This is a genomic window from Pseudomonas sp. PGPPP4 (assembly GCF_002256045.1).
Lineage (GTDB): Bacteria > Pseudomonadota > Gammaproteobacteria > Pseudomonadales > Pseudomonadaceae > Chryseomonas > Chryseomonas oryzihabitans.
The window spans coordinates 568249-591494 of record NZ_NKID01000002.1; the positions used below are offsets into that span (position 1 = coordinate 568249).

22 protein-coding genes are annotated in these 23246 nt (G+C 66.4%); 8 read left to right on the forward strand and 14 right to left on the reverse strand.

What is annotated here, in order from left to right; all coding sequences use genetic code 11:
* The first annotated feature begins 38 nt into the window (after nt 1-38).
* The gene (locus CFE50_RS05470) at nt 39-1088 is read left to right on the forward strand and encodes an AI-2E family transporter (protein WP_241810114.1); all 1050 of its coding nucleotides are present in this window, start codon (nt 39-41) and stop codon (nt 1086-1088) included.
* Between the two features lie 186 nt (nt 1089-1274).
* Here the strand turns inward: CFE50_RS05470 and CFE50_RS05475 are convergent, their stop codons facing one another.
* Nucleotides 1275-2144 (reverse strand): MurR/RpiR family transcriptional regulator, encoded by an 870-nt coding sequence (locus tag CFE50_RS05475; protein ID WP_007158461.1) that lies wholly within the window; start codon nt 2142-2144, stop codon nt 1275-1277.
* 164 nt (nt 2145-2308) lie between these two features.
* Between CFE50_RS05475 and zwf the strand changes: the two genes are divergently transcribed.
* From zwf to rluB, 4 genes are all read left to right on the forward strand, one after another.
* On the forward strand, nt 2309-3778 hold the full coding sequence (zwf, locus tag CFE50_RS05480) for a glucose-6-phosphate dehydrogenase (RefSeq protein WP_026083779.1): 1470 nt from the start codon (nt 2309-2311) through the stop codon (nt 3776-3778).
* The gene (pgl, locus tag CFE50_RS05485) at nt 3765-4475 is read left to right on the forward strand and encodes a 6-phosphogluconolactonase (protein ID WP_286731910.1); all 711 of its coding nucleotides are present in this window, start codon (nt 3765-3767) and stop codon (nt 4473-4475) included. Before zwf ends, pgl begins: the two co-directional genes overlap by 14 nt.
* A 20-nt stretch (nt 4476-4495) precedes the next feature.
* Nucleotides 4496-5134, forward strand: coding sequence for a bifunctional 4-hydroxy-2-oxoglutarate aldolase/2-dehydro-3-deoxy-phosphogluconate aldolase (locus CFE50_RS05490; RefSeq protein WP_058791468.1), 639 nt, complete (start codon nt 4496-4498; stop codon nt 5132-5134).
* Between the two features lie 308 nt (nt 5135-5442).
* Nucleotides 5443-6504, forward strand: coding sequence for a 23S rRNA pseudouridine(2605) synthase RluB (gene rluB, locus CFE50_RS05495; protein WP_042133979.1), 1062 nt, complete (start codon nt 5443-5445; stop codon nt 6502-6504).
* 30 nt (nt 6505-6534) lie between these two features.
* On the opposite strand, the gene CFE50_RS05500 is transcribed toward rluB, so the two are convergent.
* From CFE50_RS05500 to CFE50_RS05520, 5 genes are all read right to left on the reverse strand, one after another.
* Nucleotides 6535-7458 carry a GGDEF domain-containing protein gene (locus CFE50_RS05500; protein ID WP_241810108.1) on the reverse strand — a complete coding sequence of 308 codons (924 nt, stop codon included), beginning with the start codon at nt 7456-7458 and terminating at the stop codon, nt 6535-6537.
* Nucleotides 7459-7631: 173 nt separating this feature from the next.
* Nucleotides 7632-8633: an NADP-dependent oxidoreductase gene (locus CFE50_RS05505; protein ID WP_286731912.1), complete on the reverse strand. Its 1002-nt coding sequence runs from the start codon at nt 8631-8633 to the stop codon at nt 7632-7634.
* 55 nt (nt 8634-8688) lie between these two features.
* Nucleotides 8689-9876, reverse strand: coding sequence for a benzoate/H(+) symporter BenE family transporter (locus CFE50_RS05510; protein WP_286731913.1), 1188 nt, complete (start codon nt 9874-9876; stop codon nt 8689-8691).
* A gap of 9 nt (nt 9877-9885) precedes the next feature.
* The gene (locus CFE50_RS05515) at nt 9886-10491 is read right to left on the reverse strand and encodes a LysE family translocator (RefSeq protein WP_042133985.1); all 606 of its coding nucleotides are present in this window, start codon (nt 10489-10491) and stop codon (nt 9886-9888) included.
* 88 nt (nt 10492-10579) lie between these two features.
* Nucleotides 10580-11062, reverse strand: a complete 483-nt coding sequence (locus CFE50_RS05520; RefSeq protein ID WP_286731914.1) for a MarR family winged helix-turn-helix transcriptional regulator — start codon at nt 11060-11062, stop codon at nt 10580-10582.
* Between the two features lie 80 nt (nt 11063-11142).
* On the opposite strand from CFE50_RS05520, the gene CFE50_RS05525 reads away from it, so the two are divergent.
* A complete protein-coding gene (locus tag CFE50_RS05525; RefSeq protein ID WP_286731915.1) occupies nt 11143-12312 on the forward strand; it encodes an aminotransferase-like domain-containing protein in 1170 nt (389 codons plus the stop codon).
* 1 nt (nt 12313) lies between these two features.
* Entirely contained in the window at nt 12314-12913 is a 600-nt protein-coding gene (locus tag CFE50_RS05530) for a glutathione S-transferase family protein (protein ID WP_286731916.1), read from the forward strand.
* Between the two features lie 46 nt (nt 12914-12959).
* On the opposite strand, the gene CFE50_RS05535 is transcribed toward CFE50_RS05530, so the two are convergent.
* The 3 genes from CFE50_RS05535 to CFE50_RS05545 all read right to left on the reverse strand — a co-directional run bounded on the left by CFE50_RS05535 (nt 12960) and on the right by CFE50_RS05545 (nt 15173).
* Complete coding sequence (locus tag CFE50_RS05535; protein WP_027599480.1) at nt 12960-13316, reverse strand: hypothetical protein; 357 nt, start codon at nt 13314-13316, stop codon at nt 12960-12962.
* Between the two features lie 405 nt (nt 13317-13721).
* On the reverse strand, nt 13722-14621 hold the full coding sequence (locus CFE50_RS05540) for a manganese catalase family protein (RefSeq protein WP_007158448.1): 900 nt from the start codon (nt 14619-14621) through the stop codon (nt 13722-13724).
* A 39-nt stretch (nt 14622-14660) separates the two neighbouring features.
* Complete coding sequence (locus tag CFE50_RS05545) at nt 14661-15173, reverse strand: ferritin-like domain-containing protein (RefSeq protein ID WP_007158447.1); 513 nt, start codon at nt 15171-15173, stop codon at nt 14661-14663.
* 352 nt (nt 15174-15525) lie between these two features.
* Between CFE50_RS05545 and CFE50_RS05550 the strand changes: the two genes are divergently transcribed.
* Nucleotides 15526-18390: a sensor domain-containing phosphodiesterase gene (locus tag CFE50_RS05550; RefSeq protein WP_244950562.1), complete on the forward strand. Its 2865-nt coding sequence runs from the start codon at nt 15526-15528 to the stop codon at nt 18388-18390.
* Here CFE50_RS05550 and rbsD read toward each other — a convergent pair.
* From rbsD to CFE50_RS05575, 5 genes are read right to left on the reverse strand one after another with little or no spacing between them, the layout of a single operon-like run.
* A complete protein-coding gene (gene rbsD / locus CFE50_RS05555) occupies nt 18387-18791 on the reverse strand; it encodes a D-ribose pyranase (protein WP_027599478.1) in 405 nt (134 codons plus the stop codon). The genes CFE50_RS05550 and rbsD overlap by 4 nt on opposite strands.
* Complete coding sequence (gene rbsK, locus CFE50_RS05560) at nt 18788-19696, reverse strand: ribokinase (protein WP_286731917.1); 909 nt, start codon at nt 19694-19696, stop codon at nt 18788-18790. Before rbsK ends, rbsD begins: the two co-directional genes overlap by 4 nt.
* Nucleotides 19686-20705: a LacI family DNA-binding transcriptional regulator gene (locus CFE50_RS05565; protein ID WP_286731918.1), complete on the reverse strand. Its 1020-nt coding sequence runs from the start codon at nt 20703-20705 to the stop codon at nt 19686-19688. Before CFE50_RS05565 ends, rbsK begins: the two co-directional genes overlap by 11 nt.
* The gene (locus tag CFE50_RS05570; protein WP_007158442.1) at nt 20705-21682 is read right to left on the reverse strand and encodes an ABC transporter permease; all 978 of its coding nucleotides are present in this window, start codon (nt 21680-21682) and stop codon (nt 20705-20707) included. Before CFE50_RS05570 ends, CFE50_RS05565 begins: the two co-directional genes overlap by 1 nt.
* Nucleotides 21679-23235, reverse strand: coding sequence for a sugar ABC transporter ATP-binding protein (locus CFE50_RS05575; RefSeq protein ID WP_286731919.1), 1557 nt, complete (start codon nt 23233-23235; stop codon nt 21679-21681). The genes CFE50_RS05570 and CFE50_RS05575 overlap by 4 nt, the downstream gene beginning before the upstream one ends.
* Nucleotides 23236-23246 lie beyond the last annotated feature (11 nt).

The following is a 23246-nucleotide window of genomic DNA, read 5'->3' on the forward strand; positions in this document are numbered from 1 at the left end:
GCAAGGCCTGTCATCCTTGTTTGGAATCGCGAAAGCCAATGAAAAGTGCTCGGCTGGAAAACAAGACGTTCCTGATCCTGCTGGTGGTGGTCTCGCTGGCCTTCGTCTGGATCCTCACGCCCTTCCTGGGGGCGGTGTTCTGGGGTGCCATCCTCGCCATCCTGTTCGCCCCGCTGCAGCGCTGGTTCGTCCGCCGCTTCAACAACAGACGTAACCTCGGGGCGCTCTGCACCCTGTTCGTGATCCTGCTCATCGTCATCCTGCCGGTGGTGTTCATCGCCATCTCCCTGGTGCAGGAAGGCTCGCTGCTGTATCAGCAGGTCAGCAGCGGTCAGCTCAACTTCGGCCAGTACTACCAGCAGATCTGGGGTGCCTTGCCGGATTCGGTACGCAGCGTCCTGCAGCGCTTTGGCGCCGGTGACCTGGACGGCATCCGCCAGAAGCTCTCCGCCGGTGCCATGCAGGGCAGCCAGTGGGTCGCCACCCAGGCCTTCAGCTTCGGGCAGGGCACCTTCCAGTTCCTGATCGGCTTCGGCGTGATGCTCTATCTGCTGTTCTTCCTGCTGCGCGACGGTTCGCAACTGGTGGCACTGATCCGCAAGGCGATCCCGCTGAGCGACATGCACAAGCGCAGCCTGATGGCCAAGTTCACCGCCGTGGTGCGCGCCACGGTCAAGGGCAACATCATCGTCGCCGTGGTGCAGGGGGCCCTGGGCGGCTTCATCCTCGGCGTGCTGGGTGTGCAGGGCGCGGTGCTCTGGGGCACCCTGATGGCCTTCCTCTCGCTGCTGCCCGCGGTCGGCTCGGCGCTGATCTGGGTGCCGGTGGCCATCTACTTCCTGGCCACCGGCGCGGTGATCAAGGGCGTGATTCTGATCGTCTTCGCCGTGGTGGTGATCGGCCTGGTGGACAACCTGCTGCGCCCCATCCTGGTCGGCAAGGACACCAAGATGCCCGACTACGTGGTACTGATCTCCACCATCGGCGGCATGTCGCTGTTCGGCCTCAACGGCTTCGTCATCGGCCCGCTGATCGCCGCGCTGTTCATGTCGACCTGGGACTTGTTCAGCCACCGCGACGACATCTGAAAACCTGCTTACGATCTGCTACGCGTCGGCCAGACCGCGTTGAAAGCGCCCTGGAAGGCCAGCCCCTTCGGAATGCTCATTTACTAGATGTAAACTCCGCTTCCTCAGGCGCTTTCGTGGGGCCGCCTAGGCCTTGTCTGGCTCTAGCTCGCGTGATCCTAAGCAGGTTTTGCACAGTGAGGGCGCTTAGCCCTGGTCGGGCTCCGAGGGATAGCGGGTGGCGACCAGGCTTTCCTTGACCTTGCGCAGGTGCGGCTGGAAATCCACGCCGCGCTTGAGCGTGACCCCGGTAGCCAGGATGTCCAGCACGGTGAGCTGGATGATCCGCGAGGTCATGGGCATGTAGATGTCGGTGTCTTCCGGCAGCGGGATGTCCAGGCTGTGGGTGCAGACCTTGGCCAGCGGGGTATTGCTGGCGGTGAGGCCGAGCACCGAGGCGCCGTTGTCCCGGGCCAGCTTGGCCACGTCTACCAGTTCGCGGGTGCGGCCGGTGTAGGAGATGATCACGAAGAGATCGCCGGTCCTGGCGATGGAGGCGAGCATCCGCTGCATCAGCACGTCCGAATGCGCCGACACCGCCATGTTGAAGCGAAAGAACTTGTGCTGGGCGTCGAGGGCCACGGGTGCCGAGGCACCGAGACCGAAGAAGTGGATCTGCCGCGCCTGGATCATCAGGTCGACCGCGCGATCCACGGTGCGGGCGTCCAGCCGCTGGCGGGCGCTGTCCAGCGAGGCGATGGTGCTGCTGAAGATCTTTTCCGCGTACGCCTCGGGTTCGTCGTTGGCTTCCACCGCCTGGCTGACATAGACCGCGCCACTGGCGATGCTCTGCGCCAGCTGGATCTTCATTTCCGGATAGCCGCTCACGCCCAGGGAACGGCAGAAGCGGTTGACGGTGGGCTCGCTGACCTGGGCCGCCTGGGCCAGGGCGGCGATGGTGTAGCGGGTGGCCTGCCGGGGATTCTGCAGAATGACCTCGGCGACCTTGCGTTCTGCGCGGTTGAGTTCGCCGATACGGGTCTGGATGGTTTGCAGCAGGGTGCTGGCACGATCCATGAGAACTCCTAGTGGTTGTTGTGCCTCTATCCTAAGGCTATAAAAGGTGTGGGCCGGGCTTACCCCTGCGCCGTATTTTTTAATATAAAGACTACGCGAATCGCCCCGGCTCCCCTATGATGGGGCTGGAATATCTCAAACTTTAAGTAAAAGAACGAATATTTATGGCTGGCGTCCGAGTTCTACCCTGTACCCTGGCAATCTTCGGCGCGTTGGGCGACCTGGCCCTACGCAAACTTTTCCCTGCCCTGTATCAGCTGGATCGTGAAGGTCTGCTGCACGAGGATACCCGCATCATGGCGCTGGCGCGTGACCAGGGCGATGGGGTCAAGCAGCTGGAACACATCGAGGAGCGCCTGCGCCACTATGTGCCCAAGGCCGATTGGGACGAAACGGTATGGACCCGGATGCGTGGTCGTCTCGGCTATCGCGCCATCGATTTCCGCAATCGCGAAGACTATACGGGACTTGCCGAGGATGTGGGTGAGACGTCGCCGCTGATCGCCTATTTTGCCACCCCGGCGCTGGTCTACAGCGCCATCTGCGAGAACCTGGCCGCCGTCGGCCTGTGCGAGCGCACCCGGGTGGTGATGGAAAAGCCCATCGGCTACGACCTGGAATCCTCCAAGGTGGTCAACGACGCTGTGGCGCGCTTCTTTCCCGAAGACCGCGTCTATCGCATCGACCACTACCTGGGCAAGGAAACCGTGCAGAACCTCATCGCCCTGCGGTTCGCCAACAGCCTGTTCGAGACCCAGTGGAACCAGAACTACATCTCCCACGTGGAGATCACCGTGGCGGAGAAGGTCGGCATCGAGGGTCGCTGGGGCTACTTCGACCAGGCCGGCCAGCTGCGCGATATGGTGCAGAACCACCTGCTGCAACTGCTCTGCCTGACCGCCATGGATCCGCCGGCGGATCTTTCCGCCGACAGCATCCGCGACGAGAAGGTCAAGGTGCTCAAGGCGCTGGAGCCGATCACCGCCGACCAGCTCGCCAGCCGAGTGGTCCTGGGTCAGTACACCTCCGGCTACAGCGACGGCAAGCCTGTGCCGGGCTATCTGGAAGAGCCCAATTCCAACACCGAGAGCCGCACCGAGACCTTTGTCGCCATCCGCGCGGACATCCGCAACTGGCGCTGGTCCGGCGTGCCTTTCTATCTGCGCACCGGCAAGCGCATGCCGCAGAAGCTGTCGCAGATCGTCATCCATTTCAAGGAACCACCGCACTACATCTTCGCCCCCGAGCAGCGCAGCCTGATCAGCAACCGCCTGATCATCCGCATCCAGCCGGACGAGGGCATCTCGCTGCAGGTGATGAGCAAGGATCAGGGCCTGCGCAAGGGCATGCAGCTGCGCAGCGGTCCGCTGCAACTCAACTTCTCTGAGACCTTCAAGCATCTACGCACGCCGGATGCCTATGAGCGACTGCTGCTGGAAGTCATGCAGGGCAACCAGTCGCTGTTCGTCCGCAAGGACGAGATCGAAGCGGCCTGGAAATGGTGCGACCAGCTGATGGATGGCTGGTCGAAGATGGGCGACTCGCCCAAGTCCTATGCCGCCGGCAGCTGGGGTCCGCTGACCTCCATCGCATTGATCGCACGAGACGGGAGATCCTGGTATGGCGACGTCTGATCTGGGGCAGGGCGTGACCCTGCGCGAATTGCCTGACCGCGACGCCCACGCCGCGGCGCTGGCCGAGACCGTCACCACCGCGCTGCGTGAGGCCCTGGCAGCCCGCGGCGAGGCGCTGCTGATCGTCTCCGGCGGTCGCAGCCCGGTGCCCTTTCTGGAGCGCCTGGCCCAGACCGAACTGGACTGGTCCAAGGTACTGGTGACCCTGGCGGATGAGCGCTGGGTACCGGCTGACCATCCGGACAGCAATGCCGGCCTGTTGCGCAAGCACCTGTTCCAGGGGCCTGCCGCTGCGGCGGGCTTCGTCGATCTCTACAGCCCGGCCAACTCCACGGAAGAGGGCATGGCCCTGACCGAAGCCCGGCTGCGCGGCGCCCTGGCGACGCCCGATGTGCTGGTGCTGGGCATGGGTGACGACGCCCATACCGCCTCGCTGTTCCCCGGCAGTCCCGGCCTGGAAGAGGCCCTGGATCCGGCCAGCGAGCGCCTCAGCTTTCCCGGCGTGGCACCGTCCGCGCCCCAGACCCGTATCACCCTGAGCCGTGCCTACCTGAGCCGCGCGCGGCAACAGATCCTCGCCATCCAGGGCGCAGGCAAGCGACAGGTGCTGGAAACCGCTCTGGCCGAGGGCGACGAGCTGGCCACTCCGATCAAGGCGTTCCTGCGCGAACCCCTGGTCGTCTATTGGTGCCCCTGACGAGGAGTTGAGTTTTGGACATGCAGAACAAGATCGCGACCCTAGATGCCCTCTGCGCCCGTGCGCGGATCCTGCCGGTGATCGTGATCAACGATCCGGCCGACGTGCTGCCCTTCGCCGACGCCATGGCCGCCGGGGGGCTCACCGCCCTGGAGATCACCCTGAGATCGGCCCATGGGCTGGATGCGGTGCGCCTGCTGCGCCAGGAACGTCCGGAGCTGGATGTCGGCGTGGGCACCGTGCTGGACGTGCGGATGTTCGACGCCGCGGTCGAGGCGGGCGCCCAGTTCATCGTCACCCCGGGCACCACCGAGGAAATCCTCCAGGCCGGGGTATCGGCGCCCATCCCGCTGCTGCCCGGCATCGCCACGCCCTCGGAGATCATGCAGGCCTACCGCCTGGGGTATCGCCGCTTCAAGCTGTTTCCCGCCAACGTCTATGGCGGCGTCGATGCGCTCAAGGCCTTTGCCGGTCCCTTCGCCGAACTCAAGTTCTGCCCCACCGGCGGCGTCAACCCAGGCAACGTGAAGAACTACTTCCAGCAGCCCAACCTGCTGTGCGTTGGCGGCAGCTGGATGCTGCCCGGCGACGTGGTGAAGGCCAAGGACTGGACCCGCGTCGAGCAACTCTGCCGCGAGGCCCTGGCCACACTGGACTGACACTGCGGCCATCCTTCACCCGCCAGGCCAGTGCGGTGTCTCTGAAGTTCGCGCAAGAATTGGCGAGGGATTTTTTGGCGGTTCGGCGCTCCGATGTGGCCAGGCGCCGGTACGAGTCATAGCAGGGCTATGGCGAGGAGTGGCAACGCCGCCACAGCCGAAAAAGCGCCGCCAAAATTGTGCAGTCAACTTCAGAGACACCACACTCGCTAGGCTGGCGCGAGCAGGGGCGCTATCATGCGCCCCTGTCTTTTTCCTGGCGCCCGTTCCGCGGCGCCTTTGTCGTCCACTACACCGGGAGGTGCCTGATGACCCTCGACAAGAATCCCCCAAACGAAATCCTCGAAGAAAGCGCACCCGCGCCGGCTGGCGAAAAGCTGCAGAAGGTGCTGTCGCGCCTGGGCGTCGGCTCGCGCCGCGACGTCGAGGCCTGGATCGGCGAAGGCCGCATCAAGGTCAACGGCGTGGTCGCGCCCCTGGGCCTGCGCGTCATGCCCAAGGACGCCATCGCGGTGGACGGACGGCTGCTCAAGCGCGACCAGGCCGAGGAAGTGGTACGCCGCGTGCTGATCTACAACAAGCCCGAAGGCGAGATCTGCACCCGTGACGATCCCGAAGGCCGGCCCACCGTCTTCGACCGCCTGCCCAAGCCCAAGCAGGGCCGCTGGATCAACGTCGGTCGCCTGGACATCAATACCACCGGCCTGCTGCTGTTCACCACCGACGGCGAACTGGCCAACCGGCTGATGCACCCGTCCTACCAGATGGACCGCGAGTACGCGGTACGGGTACGGGGCGAGGTGACCGAAGAGATGCTGCTGCGCCTGAAGAACGGAGTGATCCTCGAAGACGGCCCGGCGCGCTTCACCGACGTCCAGCAGGCGCCGGAAGGCGACGGCTTCAACCACTGGTTCCATTGCGTGGTAATGGAAGGCCGCAACCGCGAAGTCCGTCGGCTGTGGGAATCCCAGGGCCTGGTGGTGAGCCGGTTGAAGCGCGTACGTTTCGGTCCGGTGTTCATGACCAGCGATCTGCCGGTCGGGCGCTGGCGCGAGATGACCCAGGGGGAGATCGACATCCTCGCGGGCGAAGTCGGCCTGCCGCCGGTGGCGCTGCCGTCCATGGGCGGCAAGACCAAGGAAAAGCTCGAGCGTCAGCAGCGCAAGACCGCGCGGCCGATCGATGCCGGTCGGGGTTCGCGCAACAAGCTCAACAAGACGGGCAAGACCGGCAAGCCCCAGGGGTCGGCCGTGGCCGAGCGTCCCAGCGAAATGGGTCGCAAGCCGGTCAGCAAGGGCCGTACCTCGCCGGGCATCGCCCCGCGTCGCGGTCCGAGTGGCGGCGGTACCGGCAAGGGCGGTCGCCGCTAAGCAGAAGGGTCGTCTGGCTCCAGGCGACCTTCAGGCCAGGCTGCAGAAGCGATTGCGGCCTTCGGCCTTGGCCTGATAGAGGGCGCGATCCGCGCGGAGCAGCAGGCAGCGCGGGGATTCCACGTCGCGCAGGGTCGCCAGACCCAGGCTCAGGGTGACCGGCAAGGGGATGGCGCCGGCGGTCTCCGACTGGACCTCCACCGCCGCTCTCAGCCGTTCCGCCACGATATGCGCCGCGTCGTGGCCGGTGGCCGACAGCAGTACGCAGAATTCCTCCCCGCCAAAGCGAAAGACCATGTCCATGCTTCTCAGGTTGTTGCCGAGGGTGCGGGCGGTCTGGCGCAGCACGTCGTCACCGACGCTGTGGCCGAACCTATCGTTGATGCGCTTGAAGTGGTCCAGATCCACCATCAGCAGCGACAGCGGCTGCTGGGTCCGGCGGGCCAGTTCCAGTTCCCGCACCAAGGCACGATCCAGGGCGCTGCGATTGCCGACACCGGTCAGGGCATCGCGCAGGGCGTTGTTCTGGGCCTCGCGATAGAGCAGGGCATTGCGCAGGGGAAACAGCAGACTGCCGAGCAGGTATTCCAGCGCCCCGAGTTCGCTGTCCTGGAAGCGCTCCTGACGGTAGAAGGTCAGGTCGCCCAGACGCAGGTCCCCCTGGCTCAGGTGATAGTGCACCTGATGACCCTGTTCTTCGCCCAGGCCGATGGCCACGTCTTCCGCGGCATTCCGGTAGCTGAGGCCGGGCAGCTCCACCAGGGTATCCACCTCCTGCCGGAAGAGTTGCAGAACCCGTTCGAGCTCCAGCGAGGTCTGCAGGACGCTGAGCAGGCGCTGACGCAGCGCGCCCAGCACCGCCGGATCGCTGTCGCGGGCGGGGGTGGCCAGGTTGGCGTTGCGTTGCTGGCGAGCGCGATCGAGATTGATGGTGTTGGACGAGGGCGGGACCATGCCTGTTCTCCTTGGCGGATAGTCCCTCTACAGCGAGAAGCGTGCCAGTCTTGCAGTGCCAGTAAAATCAATGGCTTAGGCGGATGGTGGCGATTGGCCGTCTGTAAGTTGACGCCTTAAAGCCAGGCGGGTCGCTTTCGCGACCCGCTCGTGACGACTTTCCGACGCGCGGCCTATACCTTAAGTACCAGCTTGCCGAAGTTCTCGCCGGAGAACAGCTTCATCAGGGTCTCGGGGAAGGTGTCCAGGCCTTCCACCATATGCTCGCGGGATTTGAGCTGGCCGTCGGCCAGCCAGATCGCCAGCTGCTTCTGCGCCTCGGCATAGCGAGCCGCGTGGTCGAGCACGATGAAGCCTTCCATGCGCGCGCGATTGCTGAGCAGCGCCAGGTAGTTCTGCGGGCCCTGCACCTTGTCGCTGTTGTACTGGCTGATGGCGCCGCAGAGCACCACCCGCGCGCGGAAATTGATCTGCGCCAGCACCGCGTCCAGGGTCGGACCGCCGACGTTGTCGAAATAGACGTCGATGCCGTTGGGGCACTCGCGCTGCAAGGTGGCTGCGAGGTCCGGCTCGGCCTTGTAGTCGATGGCGGCGTCGAAGCCGAGCTCCTCGATCAGATAGCGGCATTTCTCCGCGCCACCGGCGATGCCCACCACATGGCAGGCCTTGAGCTTGCCGATCTGGCCGACCATGCTGCCCACCGCGCCGGCCGCGCCGGAGACCACGATGGTCTGGCCGGCCTTGGGCTCGCCGACCTCGAGCAGGCCGAAGTAGGCGGTCAGGCCGGTCATGCCGAGTACGGAAAGGTACTGGGGCAGGCTGGCCTTGCTGGGATCCACCTTGTAGAAGCCCTGGGGCTCGCCCAGGTAATAGTCCTGGATGCCGAGCATGCCATTGACGGTATCGCCCACCTTGAAGTCCGGGTGGTTGGACGCCACCACCTCGCCGACGCCCAGGGCGCGAATGACCTCGCCGATGCCGATGGGCTTGATATAGGACTTGCCCTCGTTCATCCAGCCGCGCATGGCCGGGTCGAGGGACAGGTACAGATTCTTGATAAGCACCTGACCGGCGCCGGGTTCGCCGATCGGCTGCTCGACGCGCTCGAAGGTGTCGGCGGTGGGTTCGCCGGATGGGCGTTTGGCGAGCAGGAACTGGCGATTGGTACGGGACATGGTGTTCTCCTGACGGGAAGGATCCAGTTCCGACCCGTCGGGAGGGGCGCGGGTTCTAACGGCGGCGTGCGGTGAGTAGCAAACTGGCCAAAAGACCGGCGACCAGGCCCCAGAAGGCCGAGCCGATCCCGCCCAGGGTCAGGCCCGAGGCGGTGACCAGAAAGGTGATGAGCGCCGGTTCGCGCTGGCCGGGGTCGGCGAGGGCGCCGTGCAGGCCGTTCATGATGGAGCCGAGCAGCGCCAGGGCGGCCACCGAGATCACCAATTCGCCGGGCAGCGAGGCGAACAGCGCCGCCAGGGTGGCGCCGAACAGCCCGGCGATGCCATAGAAGAGTCCGCACCAGACCGCCGCCGTATAGCGCTTGCTGGCGTCTTCATGGGCCTGGGGACCGGTGCAGATCGCCGCGCTGATGGCCGCCAGGTTGATGCCATGGGAGCCGAAGGGTGCCAGCAGCAGCGAGGCGAGGCCGGTGGTGGCGATCAGCGGCGAGGCCGGGACCGCGTAGCCATCGGTGCGCAGCACGGCGATACCGGGCATGTTCTGCGAGGCCATGGCCACTACGAACAGCGGGATGGCGATGCCGATGGTGGCGGCCAGGGAAAAGGTCGGGGTGGTCCATACCGGCATCGCCAACTCCAGGCGCAGGCTGTGGAAGTCCAGCAGGCCCAGTCCGGCGGCCAGCAGCAGGCCAGCCACCAGGGCGACCAGTACGCAGTAGCGCGGCCACAGCCGCTTGGCCACCAGATAGGCCAGGGCCATGCCCAGCACCAGCGCGGTCTGGTGCTGGGCCGCGGCGCAGATCTCGATGCCGATGCGAAAGAGGATGCCGGCCAGCAGGGCGGCGGCCAGCGCCGGCGGGACCCGGCGCAGCAGGCGGTCGACGCTGCCGGTGATGCCGCAGAGCGCGAGCAGCACGGCGCAGAGCACAAAGGCGCCGATGGCGTCGCTGTAGGGCACCGACGGCAGGCTGGTGACCAGCAGCGCGGCGCCCGGGGTCGACCAGGCGATGACGATGGGGGTGCGGTACTTCAACGACAGGCCGATGGTAGTCAGCGCCATGCCGATGGACAGTGCCCAGATCCAGGAGGAGATCTGTCCGCTGCTCAGGCCGGCATTCTGACCGGCCTGGAACATCAGCACCAGGGAACTGGTGTAGCCCACCAGCATGGCGACGAAGCCGGCGACCACGGCGGCGGGCGAGGTATCGGCCAGTGGGGAAAGGCGTTGCGGAGCCGCGTGCATCGAAAAACCTCAGTGATGGCCGAACAGGATGGGGTAGAGGGACAGCACCAGCAGCAGGGCCATGCTCCAGTTGAACAGCCGCAGCCGTGCCGGGCTGCTGAGCAGACGGCGCAGGCCCATGCCGAACAGCGTCCAGAGGCTGACGCTGGGCAGGTTGATCAGGGCGAAGAGCAGGGCCACCAGCAACAGGTTGGCGGTGAAGTTCTCGGCCGGAATATAGGCGGTGACCGCGCCGATGGCCATCACCCAGGCCTTGGGGTTCACCCATTGAAAGGCCGCTGCCTGGAAGAAGCCGAAGGGCTTGCCGCTGCCCGATTCCCGCGGCGTGGGGGCGGAGGCGGTGGCCAGCTTCCAGGCCAGATACAGCAGGTAGGCGCCGCCAATGACCCGCAGGGCGATCTGCAGCGGCGGATAGAGCACGAACAGCTGACCCAGGCCGAGGCCAGTGCAGATGACCAGCAGCATGTGGCCCAGGCTGATGCCGAACATGTGCGGCAGGGTCCGCCGGAAACCGAAATTCACCCCCGACGCCAGCAGCATCATGTTGTTGGGGCCGGGCGTGGCGGAGGAGACGAAGGCGAAGAGCATGAAGGCGGAGAGCAGTTCGACGGTCATGAGGGGCATCCCTGGGCTTTGCGCCAGCTTAGCCAGGCCGCTCGGGGCGGTATCCGTACACCGAGGCCGCGAACCAGCGGTACAGTTTTCAGGAGCCGACCGAAGGGGTCGAACTGTCCTGGCTGTCGCTTTCGCTCTCCTGGCGGCCGGCCAGGGCCTGATTGAACGCCAGCCAGCCCTCGGCCGCATCCGCTCCGGCCGTGGCCAGCGCCGCCTGCACCAGGCGCATCTGCTCGCGTCTCAGGGTCTGCTCCAGGGCGGCGCCACCCCGGGTCAGGGACAGCCGCCGCTTGCGCTTGTCCGCGGCATCCGTCTCCATGGCCACCAGTTGCATCTCCAGCAACTGCCGCAGCGGGATGTTCAAGGCCTGCTTGCTGACGTTGAGCACCTCCAGCAGCGCCTTGTTGCTCAGGCCCGGCTCGCGCGCGATGAAGAACAGGATGCGCTGGTGGACCCGGCTCAGACCACGCCGCGCCAGCATGTCGTCGGCCTTGGCGGTGAACGCCTGGTAGCCGAAGAAGAAGGTCTCCATGATCAGGCGCTGCTGGGAGGTCTGATTTAGGTCAAGCATATTGACTTGTCTTTCCGGAGTGGATTAGGGTCGGTCAAGTAGTTTGACTCATTACCAGGCCACGGGCCACAGGAGGGCAGATGGCATTTTCCGAACGGGTGACCCGACTCAAGAGCAGCCTGATCCGCGACATCCTGGCAGCGGCGCAGCGTCCGGAGGTGATGTCCTTTGCCGGAGGGCTGCCGGCCGAGCGCTGTCTGCCAGCGGTGGACTGGAGCACGATGCCGGCCGGCCTGGGTCAGTACGGCATGAGCGAGGGCGAGCCGGCGCTGCGCGAGGCCATCGCCGCCCAGGCCCGCGCCTATGGCCTGGACTGCACGGCGGACCAGGTGCTGGTGACCACGGGTTCCCAGCAGGCCCTGGATCTGATCGCCAAGCTCTATCTCGACGTCGGCACCCCGGTGCTGGTGGAAGGCCCAACCTACCTGGCGGCGCTGCAGAGCTTCCAGTTCTTTGGCGCGGAGTGCCTGGAGGTCAGCCTGACGCCGGAGGGGCTGGACCTGGAGGCCTTGCGCCTGCGCCTGGAAGAGCGACGCCCGGCCTTCGCCTATCTGATCCCGACCTTCCAGAATCCTTCCGGGGTGCGCTATTCCGCAGCCAACCGTGCGGCGGTGGCAGCCCTGCTGGACGAGTACGGCGTGACCCTGGTAGAGGACGAGCCCTATCGCGAACTCAGCTACGATGGCGCGCCGGCGCGGCCGCTATGCGCCCAACTCCGGCGCAGCGCCTGGATCCACACCGGCAGCCTGTCCAAGACGCTGCTGCCCGGCCTGCGCGTGGGCTACCTGATCGCCTCGCCTGAATTGCTCAAGCCCTTGCGGGCGCTCAAGCAGGCGGCCGATCTGCACACCTGCCGCATGAGCCAGTGGCAGGTGCTGCAATGGCTGGGTAGCGAGCGCTACGCCCGGCACCTGCAGGAGGTGCGGGCCTTCTACCGTGAGCGTCGGGATGGCTTCGCCCTGGCCCTGACGCGACATTTCAGCGACATCGCCGACTGGCAGATTCCCCAGGGTGGGCTGTTCTTCTGGTTACGGCTGAAAACGCCCCTGGATACCCGTACGCTGCTGGACGCCGCCCTGGCTCAGGACGTCGCCTTCATGCCGGGCGAGCCGTTCTTCGCCGAGCCGGATCGTCACCGCGGTCTGCTGCGGCTCAATTTCAGCCATGTGCTGCCCGAACGGCTGGATACGGGCCTTCCGCGCCTGTCCGGCGTGATCCGGGAAGCCACCCCCCATGACAAGGAGCTGTGAGATGTATCAGGTCTATGGCGATCGCCGTTCCGGCAACTGCTACAAGGTGGTGCTGATGCTGCACCTGCTCGGCCTGGAGTATCGCTGGCACGAGGTCGATATCCTCGCTGGCGAGACCCACAGCGAAGCCTTCCTGGCGAAGAATCCCAACGGCAAGATTCCGGTGCTGGAGCTGGAAGACGGCACCTGCCTGTGGGAATCCAATGCCATCCTCAACTTCCTCGCCGACGGCACGCGCTTCCTGCCCAGCGAACCGCGGCTGCGGACCCAGGTGCTGCAGTGGCAATTCTTCGAGCAGTACAGTCACGAACCCTATGTGGCGGTGGCGCGCTTCATCCAGCTTTACCAGGGGCTGCCGGCAGAGCGCCGTGAGGAGTACGAGGTGTGCCTGGTGCGCGGCTACAAGGCGTTGCGGGTGATGGAGCAGCAGCTGCAGCGCACGCCCTTCCTGGTCGGCGAGGACTACTCGATCGCCGATATCGCGCTCTATGCCTACACCCACGTCGCCCACGAAGGCGGCTTCAGCCTGGACGACTATCCGGCCATCCAGGCCTGGCTGGCGCGGGTGGCGGCGCAGCCGGGGCATGTTGCCATCGGCTGAAACGCGCGCGGGGAGCCCAGGCTCCCCGCGGGACGCCGGGGCATGATCAGCGGGCGCTGACCACGAATTGCCAGTACTGGTTGAGGCGGCGCTCGCCACCGTTGGCGGTCAGCAGCACCGAGGACGGCGGCTTGGACTGCAGCTCCGGCAGGGATTTCATCAGCGTCAGCCAGTTGCTGTAGTAGGTCTGCAGGCAGCGGCGGGCGGTGCCGTTGTTCTGCAGGGAGGTAAGGGCCTTCTGGTAGGCCGGCTCGATCTGCGACAGTGCCTGGACGACACAGCTGTCGGTATCGGAGAAGCGAGCCGTGTCGCCGATGCGGGTTCCGGCGATCACCGCCTTGTTCGCACAGCTCTTGAAGGCGACCATGCTGGCCTGCTCGAATTGCAGGGCATCCTGATCCATGGCGAAAACGGGTGTGCTGCAGATGGCGGCTGCAACGAGGGCTAAGGCGTAAGCGTGGCGTTTCATGGTGGCGTCCCTGGCTACGTCATACAACGTGATGGCATCAATGCACAGCGGCAGACTGCGCCGCCGGACAAATGTTCAGCGCGAAAGGCGGCAAAGCGCCATCAGGTGAATTCCACCAGACCGACGGTAGTGAGACCTATGAACAGGGCGGTCAGAGCGACCATGGCGAACGCCAGGAGATAATCTTCCATCAGGGCTTTCCCTACTACGATGACGGCAGTAGGACCGATGGCAATTGGCCAGGTTCGTGCGGAAGCGCAGGGCGCGCAAGCGGGCCGACGAAAGGTCATCGGGCCGAGGGGAGGGCGACGACGCCCGATGGGCGCCGTCGCCTAGACATCACTCTTCCAGGCGGTTCTTGTCGAGTTGCTTGGCCAGGCCGGCGCCCAGATCGGCACCCGTTACCGGTGCAGCATTCGGGTCCGACATGGTGCGGGTCGCGAGCTGTTCGACCGCCTTGGCCTGCATCGGCGGCAGCTTGACGCTGGCCAGGCCGTCGCCGCCGTCCACGGCGGGGCTGGGCTGTTCCACGAACTCCCAGTCCTGACCCTGATTCCAGGGACCGCGCATATCGCCTTCGCCTTGCGACATGTTGTAGTAGACGCTGGCGAATTCCGGCCGCGGTGGCATCTTGCCCTGGGGGAAGTTGGGCTGGATGGAGTGCAGCGCGTTCTCGAAAGACTTCTGGTGCGCGATCTCGCGGGTCATCAGAAAGCTCAGGGTGTCCTTGATGCCGGCATCGTCGGTGACGTTGATCAGGCGCTCGTAGACGATCTTGGCCCGGGCCTCGGCGGCGATGTTGGATCGCAGGTCGATGGTCGGCTCGCCGACGGTGTCGATGTAGGCCGCGGTCCAGGGCACCCCGCCCGAGTTGATCAGTTGCGGGCCGCCACCGTAGAGGATCTGGGTGAGGTGGGAGTCATTGCCGGCACCGGTCAGGGAGCGGTACATGTCCGCTTCTTCCTGGGTCTTTTCCGCCAGGTCGCCCTTGGCGCCCTTGTTCAGCATGGCGATCATCGAACCGATGATTTCCAGGTGGCTGAGTTCTTCGGTGGCGATGTCGAACAGCATGTCCTTGCGGCCCGGGTCGAGCTCGGCTATCGCCTGGGTGAAGTAGCGCATGGCGGCGGCGAGTTCGCCTTGGGGACCGCCGAATTGCTCCAGCATCAGGTTGGCGAGACCGGGATTGGGTTCGGACACGCGCACGGTGTATTGCAGTCGCTTGTTATGGACGAACATGTAACCTCCAGGGGCTAGTCACGGTATAACTCGGGCGTTTCAGCGCTTCGCGGTCAGATCGGGGTCGGCGGAGCGTTCCAGGAAGGCGCGGGTGGTGGCGGGCAGGTCTTCCAGCAGCCAGGCCGCCATGGCCTTCTCCTGTTCGAGGATGCGTTCGCAGGCCTGCTGCGTTTCGCTGTCGCCGATCTCGGCAGCGGCCGCGATCAGCGTGGTGTAGGTGGCGATTTCGATGTTCTCGAAGACATAGCCGGCGATGGCCCCCTTGATGACCTCATCGCTCATAGGAGCGCCGCCGATCGCCTGGCCCAGCGCCATCAACTTGCCGCCCATGTCCTTGAGGGTCGAAGGGCTGCTGCCGTGACGGCTCAGGCAGCCTTCGATCACCTGCCGCTGTTCCTGGGTCTCGCGGATGTGCTGCTCGATACGCTGGCGCAACTGCGGATAGTGCTCGAGGCGCGCGGCCTGGGCCGAGAGCATCTTCTCGGCCTGTTCCTCCATGGCATGGGCATCGCGCAGCCAATCGATGAGGTTGTCTTGCTTGGAAGCGGTCATGAAAAACTCCTGCTCGTGGAGAGTGGCGACAACGGGCTGGAGCGCCCCGCCAGATTGCGTTCTGTCTGCTTATTAGTGGTCCTGGCCTAGCCAGAGATTCGGGTGGCGACGGCCTTTCGGATCGATGGGGAAGCCCTGGGCTTTTTGTTTTACAAGCCCAGCGGCAGGGGATTGTCTGGAACACTGAGTTGTTGGACAGGCGCCTGTCGGCTGTACAACTCTTGTATTAGCCAAATAGCGTCTTTAGTCATATCTTTGCCGTTCACCCCCTCGAGCAAACCGTTCATTCCGTACTTGCCGAAGCCAGGGACATCTGTGTCAGGATCCGGCGAATGCATGGGAAGGAGTCAGCATGAAAGGGGCTGAGGAACAGCTGCCAGGCGTAGGCCCGGTCAGGCCGCCGGAGACACGCTGGCCGGATCCGAATGTGCCGGGGCTGGAGCCGGACGAGATCATCGCGCAACTGCGGGCGTCGGCTGCGGGCGCTGACTGGGCCTGGTACCAGCGCCGTGGCCACTGGTCTTGCATGGCCACCGGAAATGACGCCGGTGGCTGGCCGGAATTGCTCGACGACGAGGAACTGGCGCTACTGTCCGCCCAGACCTCGCTCCGCTGCTATCCCACCGGCAGTGGCCCGACCCCGCTGGGCTGGTTGCTCGCCCGTCCCGATGGCCATACCGATTTCGCCGCCCTGGCCCTGAGATTCGGCTTCGTACTGCAGCGCCTGCAGTTGCAGCGGGCCCAGGCCATCCAGCAGGTGCTCTACGACATCACTTACCTGGCCAGTTCGACCCTGGATCGCCAGCTGTTCATGCAGCGCACCCATGAGTTGCTGGTGACCCTGATCGATGCGGAGAATCTCTGCCTGGCACTGCTCGATCCCGACGCCGACCGGATCCACTATCCCTATTACTTCGATCAGCGCGACGAGAGCCCGCCAGCGCCGGGTTCCTTCGAGCCGCTGGACCGCGAGCAGCCGAGCCTGACCGCCTTCGTGCTGATGCACGGCGAGCCGCTGCTGCTGCCCAAGGAGGCCATGGAGGCCGCCCAGGCCAACGGACCCTATTACTGCCAGGGCAGCGTGCCCGAATTCTGGATGGGCATCCCGCTCAAGGATGGCGCCGATCGCACCTTCGGCGTGCTCAGTCTGCAGGTCTACGACCGCGAGCGCCGTTACGGCCCTGAGGACCAGGCACTGTTCCAGGTCATCGCCCGTGACGTCGCCATGGCCCTGGACCGCATCCTCCGGCGCGAGGATCTGGAAGCCACCGTGGGCCAGCGCACCCAGGAGCTGTCGGAGGTCAACGCCCGGCTGCGCGAGCAGATCGCCGAGCGCGAACGCGCCGAGCAGTTGCAGGCGGCGCTGTTCCGTATCGCCGAGCTGTCCAGCGCCAGCACCGACATGCCGGAATTGCTGGGGGGGCTGCACCGCGTCGTCGGCGAGTTGCTCTATGCCCACAACTTCTACATCGCCCTCTACGACGACGCCTCGGGCGAGGTGAGCTTTCCCTATTTCGCCGATGAGCGCCGTACCGCGGCCCCTGTCGCTCGGCGCGGCAGCCGCGGCTATACCGAATACACCATCCGCCAACGGCGGCCCTGCATCATCGATCGGCACAAGGCCCGCCTGCTCATCGAGCGCGGCGAGATCACCCCGGTCGAGGGCACCCCGGAAGCCTGTTCCTGGCTGGGCATCCCGCTCTATGACGGCAAGCAGGTCCGCGGCGTACTGGCGGTGCAGAGCTATCGCGAAGACGTCCGTTACAGCCAGCGCGACCAGGAGCTGCTGACCTTCGTCTCGCGCCACATCGATACCGCCTTGTCCCGGCGCAGCGCTGCGGAAGCCATCCAGCAGTCGCGCCAGGCCCTGGAGGTCAGGGTGCAGGAGCGCACCCGGGCCCTGGATGCGGCCAATGCCCGACTGCTGTACGAGAACAATCACGATGCCCTGACCCGGCTGCCCAATCGCAGCTTCTTGCAGCAGCGCCTGGGCGAACTCTGGACGGCGCTGGAGCGCGACGGCGCCGGCCTGGCGGTGATGTTTCTCGACCTGGACAGGTTCAAGCGCATCAACGACCAGTTCGGCCATCCCTTCGGCGATCTGCTGCTGGTGGCGGCGGGGGAGCGGCTGTCTGGCTGCCTGCGGGAGACCGACCTGCTGGCGCGGCTGGGGGGTGACGAATTCGCCATCCTGGTGCCCGGTGGCGGCCTCGATTCACCGGTGGCCATCGCCCAGCGCATCATCGACGCCTTCGATCGCCCGCTGGTGATTGACGACCACAGTCTGTTCGCCTCCTGCAGCATCGGCATCGTGGTGGCCGATCCCAGTTTGCATCGCCAGCCGGATGACCTGCTGCGCGATGCCGACACGGCCATGTACCGGGTCAAGCAGGGCGGCCGCGACAACTTCGCGGTGTTCAACCAGGAACTGCGCCAGGTGGTGTCCGACCAGGTGGTGCGCGAAGGCGCGCTGCGCAAGGCGCTGAAGAACGGCAACGAACTGGAGCCCTTCTTCCAGCCGATCATCGAGGTCGGCACCGGTCGCGTGGCGGCGCTGGAGGCGCTGATCCGCTGGCGACAGCCCGATGGCAGCGTGCTGGCGCCGGGGGCCTTTCTCCCCGAGCTGGAAGGCCTGCGCCTGATCGGACGGCTGGATACCTACATGCTGACGCGCATCGCCGCCACCCTGGCCGAGCCCGCCCAGGCTCATTGGCCGGTGGTGCACGTCAACTGCTCCAGCTACAGCATCGTGCAGCCGGAATTCGCCGACGAGGTGCTGAGCATCCTCGCCGCGTACGGTGTGGCGCCGTCACGGATCTGCCTGGAATTGACCGAAGGGGCCCTGGTCGCCGAGCCCGAGCGTGCCAAGGCGGCCATGGAGGCCCTGGATCGCCACGGGGTCTCGGTGGTGCTGGACGATTTCGGCGCGGGCTTCTCGTCGCTGGGCTATGTCCACGAATACCGCTTTCGCGGCCTCAAGATCGACAAATCCTTTGTACTGCGCCTGGGCGACAGCACGCGCAGTGTCGCCATCGTCCGCGCCATCGTGCGCATGGCCGAGTCGCTGGGCCTGGATGTGGTCGCCGAGGGCGTCGAGGACGCCCAGGCACTGCAACTGCTCAAGGACATGGGCGCCCGCCATGCCCAGGGCTATCTGTTCGCCCGGCCGCTGGACCTGCAGGCGACCCGGCAGCTGCTGGGCAGGGCCGCCGGCTAGAAGGTGACGCCGGCCACCAGGATCAGGTTGGTGTAGGGCTGGCACTCGCCGGTACGGATCTGCACCCGCGCCTGGCGACACAGCGTCTTCATCTCGTCATGGGAAACCAGGCGGCGGCTGCCCAGGGCGCCGTCGGCGTTGAGACGCTCCAGTTCGGCCAGGGCCGGGGGCTGGACCTCGAGGGTTTCCTCGGCGAGCAGGTGACTTTCCACCTGCATCTCGCTGAGCAGCGCCTGCACCACACTGAGGAAATCCGGGACGCCCGGGGTCACGGCCAGATCGACCAGGGGCGTGCCCGGCGGCACCGGCATGCCGGCGTCACCGATGACCACCAGGTCGCCGTGGCCGAGACTGGCGACGGCCTGGGACAGGGCGATGTTGAGCAGAGCGGTCTTCTTCACCGGGCGAGCTCCTGGCGGGTGGGGATGGAGGGCTGGGCGCCCGGGCGGGTGACGGCGATGGCGGCGGCCTGCTGGCCGAGGGCGATGGCCGCCGAGACGCTCAGCCCCTCCGCCAGGCCGGCAGCGAAGCCGCCTAGGAAGGTGTCTCCGGCGGCGGTGGTGTCCACCGCCTTGACCGGCGTGGCCGGGTGGTGCTGGCAGCCGTCGGCGGAGACCTGCAGCAGGCCCTGGCCGCCCAGGGTCAGCAGCACCTGGCGGGCGCCGGCGGCGACCAGCTGGCGCGCCGCGGCTTCGGCCTGCTCCAGCGTGTCCACCGGCAGGCCGGTCAGCAGGCTGGCCTCGCTTTCGTTGGGCACCAAGTAGTCGATATGGGCGTACCACTCGGCCGGCAACGGTCCGGTGGCCGGCGCCGGATTGAGGATCACCGTCTTGCCCAGCGCATGGGCGCGGGCGAGGGCGGCGCCCACGGTGGCCAGCGGGACTTCCAGCTGGGCGATCACCAGCTTGGCCTGGTCGAGCACATGTTCCTGGGCCTGCAGATGGGTGGCGGACAGTTCGCCGTTGCCACCGGCGACGATGACGATGGCGTTCTGGCCCTGGTCGTCCACCAGGATGGAGGCGATACCGGTGGGCACCTCGGCGGCCACCGAGACGCCCTGGCAGTCGATGCCCTCCTGGAGCAGGCTGCGGGTGAGGAAGTCGCCATAGGGATCGGCGCCGACGCAGCCGATCATGGCGACCCGGGCGCCCAGGCGCGCGGCCGCCACGGCCTGATTGGCACCCTTGCCGCCGGGGGCGGTGGTGAAGGTATGGCCGGCGAGGGTCTCGCCGCCCTTGGGCAGGCGCGGGGTGCGCACCACCAGGTCCATGTTCAGGCTGCCGATGACGACGACGTCAGGGTGCATGGGAGGTCTCCAGAGCAGAGGGCGCCGCGGTGGATTCGCGCAGCACCAGCCGGGGTACGGCGATGTCGTGGGTGGAAGGGCTGCCGACCGTCTCGCGGCGCGCCAGCAGCAGCTGGGCGGCGCGTTCGCCGAGGTCACGGATCGACTGGCCGATGGTGGTCAGGGCCGGGTAGAGATAGCGGCTGAGTTCGATGTCGTCGAAGCCCACTACGGACAGCTGGCCGGGGACGCTCAGGCCCCGTTCGGCGGCGGCGCGCAGCACGCCCAGGGCGATGGTGTCATTGCCGGCGAAGATCGCGGTGGGGCGCTCCGTCCGGGCCAGCAATTCGCGGGCCGCAGCATGGCCGGCGGCGGCGGTGAAGGGGCAGCGCTGGATGGCGCCAGGGGCGATACCGGCCTCCGCCAGGGCCTGCTGGTAGCCGGTGATGCGCTCGCTGGCGACGGGAGAGTCGGCCGGGCCGCCGATGCAGGCGATGCGCCGATGACCGAGTTGCAGCAGGTGGCGGGTGGCGAGCAGGCCACCCTGGTGGTGATCGATGCGGATATGCGCGGCCTGGACGCCATCCAGCGGGCGGTCGGCCAGCACCAGCGGGATGCGCAGGCCGGCGAGGGCGCGGGCGAAGCGCGGATCGCCGTCCACGGTGGCGACCACCAGACCGTCGATCCGGCGCTCCTTGAGCACCCGCAGATAGCGCAGCTGCTTGTCGGCGTCGTCATCGGAATTGCAGAGGATGACGCTGTAGCCCTGGCGTTCGCAGTGATCCTCGATCCCCCGCGCCAGCTCGGCGAAGTAGGGGTTGACCGCATTGGGCACCAGCACGCCGAAGGTGCCGGTGGCGCGACTGCGCAGGGAGCGCGCCACGCCGCTGGGCACATAGCCCAGTTCGGCGATGGCCGCCTCGACCTTTTCCCGCACGCCCGGACTGACCGGGCGGCTGTTGTTCACCACATGGGAGACGGTGGTGTAGGAGATGCCGGCACGGGCGGCGACATCCTTGATGGTCGCCATCAGCCCTTGCTCTTGGCGCGCTGGCTGCGGTAGGTATCGAGGATCACGGCGACCACGATGACCGCGCCGGTGATGATGCGCTTGGTCGGCTCGCTGGCGCCGATCTGGGCCAGGCCCGCGGCCAGCACCGAGATGATCAGCACGCCGAAGAAGGTGCTGATGACCGAGCCGCGACCGCCCATGAGGCTGGTCCCGCCGATCACCACGGCGGCGATCACCTGCAGCTCCAGGCCGACGCCGGCATTGGGATCGGCGGCTTCCAGGCGGGAGATCTGGAACAGTGCGGCGAGGCCCGCCAGCAGGCCCATGAGGGCGAAGACGATGACCTTGTAGGGCTTGGGATTGATGCCGGCCAGGCGCACCGCTTCCTCGTTGGTGCCGATGGCGATCAGGTAGCGCCCGAGCACCGAGCGGGTCAGCAGCAGCTGGGCGACCACGATCACCAGCAGGGCGATCACGAAGGAGGGCGAGATGCCGAAGGCGAAGGGCGTCGACAGCCAGGCATAGGCATCGCCGATGTAGGCGGTGCGCGAATCGGTCAGCTGATAGGCCGCGCCGCGGGCCATCTCCAGCACGCCCAGGGAGACGATGAAGGAGGGAATGCGCCAGGCCACGGTCACGCTGCCGGTGAGGGTGCCGGTCAGGGCGGCGCAGAGCATGCCCAGGGCGGCGGCGGGCAGGATGCCCCAGCCCCATTCCAGGGTGGCGACGCTGACCACGGCGGCGGCCAGGGCCACCACCGAACCCACCGAGAGGTCGATGCCGCCGATGATCAGGATGAAGGTCATCCCGGTCGCCAGCACCATCAGATCGGGGATCTGGTTGGCGAGGGTGGTGAAGGTGGCATAGGAGAGAAAGTGACTGCTCATGAGGGAGAACAGCACGATCATGGCCAGCAGGGCGGCGGCCAGGCCGACGTAGGTGCCCAGGCCCAGGCCGAAGGCGCGCCGGGAGGAGGTGACGGGAAGACTGCTCATCGAATGGCTTCCTGAGAAAGGGGTTGCGGCGGGACAGGTTCTTCCAGCAGGGCTTCGCGGGAGCGATAGCCGGCGAAGGCGGCGGCCAGCAGCCGCTCCTGATCCCAATCATGGCGTTCGAAGGTGGCTTCCAGGCGGCCGGCGGAGATCACGCCGATGCGATCGCAGATCAGCATCAGCTCGCGCAGGTCGCTGGAGACCACGACCAGGGCCTTGCCCTGGCGGGTGAGTTCGGCCAGCAGGCCGTAGATCTCGAACTTGGCGCCGACGTCGATGCCGCGCGTGGGTTCGTCGAACAGCAGCACCTGGCAGTCGCGTTCGAGCCAGCGGCCGATGACCACCTTCTGCTGATTACCCCCGGAAAGTTCGCCCACCGGCTGGGTGCCATCGTTGCAGCGGATGCGCATGCCCTTGATATGGCGCTCGGCCAGGGCCGCTTCTCGGGTGCTGCTGACCAGGCCCTGCTGGGCGACCTTGGCCATGTTGCCGAGGGCCAGGTTGGCGCTGATCGGCTGGCTGAGCAGCAGGCCTTCGCCCTTGCGGTCCTCGGTGATCAGGGCGATGCCCTGGCGTACCACCTTGGCCGGCGAGGCCAGGTCGACCGGTTTGCCCGCCAGGTGCACCGCGCCGGAGTCGGCGCGATCGGCACCAAAGATCAGCCGCAGCAGCTCGGTCCGTCCGGCGCCGATCAATCCGGAAATGCCATAGATCTCCCCGGCGCGGACGCTGAAGGAGACGTCCTGGACCTTGTCGGCGCGCGACAGGCCCTTGACCTCCAGCAGCGGCGGCCCGAACCGGCGCTCGCCCATGTCCAGGTGCTCGCCGAGATCGCGGCCGACCATGAGGCTGACGATCTGGTCGGTGCCGTACTCCGCCATGGGTGCATTGGCCACCAGGCGGCCATCGCGCAGCACCACCAGTTGCTGGGCGATGCGCTTGAGTTCTTCCAGGCGATGGGAGATGTAGACCAGCGCCACGCCCCGGGCACGCAGCCGCTCGATCTGCTCGAACAGCAGCTCCACCTCGCGCGAGGTGAGCATGGCGGTGGGCTCGTCGAGGATCAGCACCCGGCAATCGCCGATCAGGTTGCGGGCGATTTCCACCATCTGCTGGTGCCCCACGCCCAGTTCGGCGATGGGGGTATCCGGATCGATGGACTCCAGGCCGACCTGGGCCATGGCCAGCCGCGCCTGTTCGCGCAGCTGGCGGCGGTCGATCCAGCCCAGCCGTCGGGGCAGGCGGTCGAGAAAGAGATTTTCCGCCACGGTGAGGGTGGGCAGCAGATTGAGCTCCTGCATGACCATCCGCACCCCCTGGGCTTCCGCCTCGCGGCGGCTGCCCGGGGCATAGGGTCGGCCGAGAAAGCTCAGCTCGCCGGTGGTGGGTTGCACCAGGCCACAGAGGATCTTGGACAGGGTGCTCTTGCCGGCGCCGTTTTCTCCGGTGAGCGCCAGCACCTGGCCGGCGCGCAATTCCAGGTCCACGCCGCCGAGTACCGGCTGTGCATAGGTCTTGCCGATGCCACGGGCGCTGAGGATGACCTCGGACGACATGGGGGCTCTCC

What these genes read in the sequence shown, in the direction of transcription:
- CFE50_RS05535 (WP_027599480.1), bottom strand. Translation starts at nt 13,316, where the DNA reads ATGGATCAGGATGCCCTGCAATTCGAGCAGGCCAGCATGGTCGCCTTC.
- CFE50_RS05550 (WP_244950562.1), top strand. Translation starts at nt 15,526, where the DNA reads ATGAAAGGGGCTGAGGAACAGCTGCCAGGCGTAGGCCCGGTCAGGCCG.
- CFE50_RS05565 (WP_286731918.1), bottom strand. Translation starts at nt 20,705, where the DNA reads ATGGCGACCATCAAGGATGTCGCCGCCCGTGCCGGCATCTCCTACACC.
- CFE50_RS05570 (WP_007158442.1), bottom strand. Translation starts at nt 21,682, where the DNA reads ATGAGCAGTCTTCCCGTCACCTCCTCCCGGCGCGCCTTCGGCCTGGGC.
- CFE50_RS05515 (WP_042133985.1), bottom strand. Translation starts at nt 10,491, where the DNA reads ATGACCGTCGAACTGCTCTCCGCCTTCATGCTCTTCGCCTTCGTCTCC.
- CFE50_RS05505 (WP_286731912.1), bottom strand. Translation starts at nt 8,633, where the DNA reads ATGTCCCGTACCAATCGCCAGTTCCTGCTCGCCAAACGCCCATCCGGC.
- pgl (WP_286731910.1), top strand. Translation starts at nt 3,765, where the DNA reads ATGGCGACGTCTGATCTGGGGCAGGGCGTGACCCTGCGCGAATTGCCT.
- CFE50_RS05470 (WP_241810114.1), top strand. Translation starts at nt 39, where the DNA reads ATGAAAAGTGCTCGGCTGGAAAACAAGACGTTCCTGATCCTGCTGGTG.
- CFE50_RS05520 (WP_286731914.1), bottom strand. Translation starts at nt 11,062, where the DNA reads ATGCTTGACCTAAATCAGACCTCCCAGCAGCGCCTGATCATGGAGACC.
- CFE50_RS05525 (WP_286731915.1), top strand. Translation starts at nt 11,143, where the DNA reads ATGGCATTTTCCGAACGGGTGACCCGACTCAAGAGCAGCCTGATCCGC.
- CFE50_RS05530 (WP_286731916.1), top strand. Translation starts at nt 12,314, where the DNA reads ATGTATCAGGTCTATGGCGATCGCCGTTCCGGCAACTGCTACAAGGTG.
- zwf (WP_026083779.1), top strand. Translation starts at nt 2,309, where the DNA reads ATGGCTGGCGTCCGAGTTCTACCCTGTACCCTGGCAATCTTCGGCGCG.
- CFE50_RS05475 (WP_007158461.1), bottom strand. Translation starts at nt 2,144, where the DNA reads ATGGATCGTGCCAGCACCCTGCTGCAAACCATCCAGACCCGTATCGGC.
- rluB (WP_042133979.1), top strand. Translation starts at nt 5,443, where the DNA reads ATGACCCTCGACAAGAATCCCCCAAACGAAATCCTCGAAGAAAGCGCA.
- CFE50_RS05545 (WP_007158447.1), bottom strand. Translation starts at nt 15,173, where the DNA reads ATGACCGCTTCCAAGCAAGACAACCTCATCGATTGGCTGCGCGATGCC.
- CFE50_RS05500 (WP_241810108.1), bottom strand. Translation starts at nt 7,458, where the DNA reads ATGGTCCCGCCCTCGTCCAACACCATCAATCTCGATCGCGCTCGCCAG.
- CFE50_RS05490 (WP_058791468.1), top strand. Translation starts at nt 4,496, where the DNA reads ATGCAGAACAAGATCGCGACCCTAGATGCCCTCTGCGCCCGTGCGCGG.
- rbsK (WP_286731917.1), bottom strand. Translation starts at nt 19,696, where the DNA reads ATGCACCCTGACGTCGTCGTCATCGGCAGCCTGAACATGGACCTGGTG.
- CFE50_RS05540 (WP_007158448.1), bottom strand. Translation starts at nt 14,621, where the DNA reads ATGTTCGTCCATAACAAGCGACTGCAATACACCGTGCGCGTGTCCGAA.
- CFE50_RS05575 (WP_286731919.1), bottom strand. Translation starts at nt 23,235, where the DNA reads ATGTCGTCCGAGGTCATCCTCAGCGCCCGTGGCATCGGCAAGACCTAT.
- CFE50_RS05510 (WP_286731913.1), bottom strand. Translation starts at nt 9,876, where the DNA reads ATGCACGCGGCTCCGCAACGCCTTTCCCCACTGGCCGATACCTCGCCC.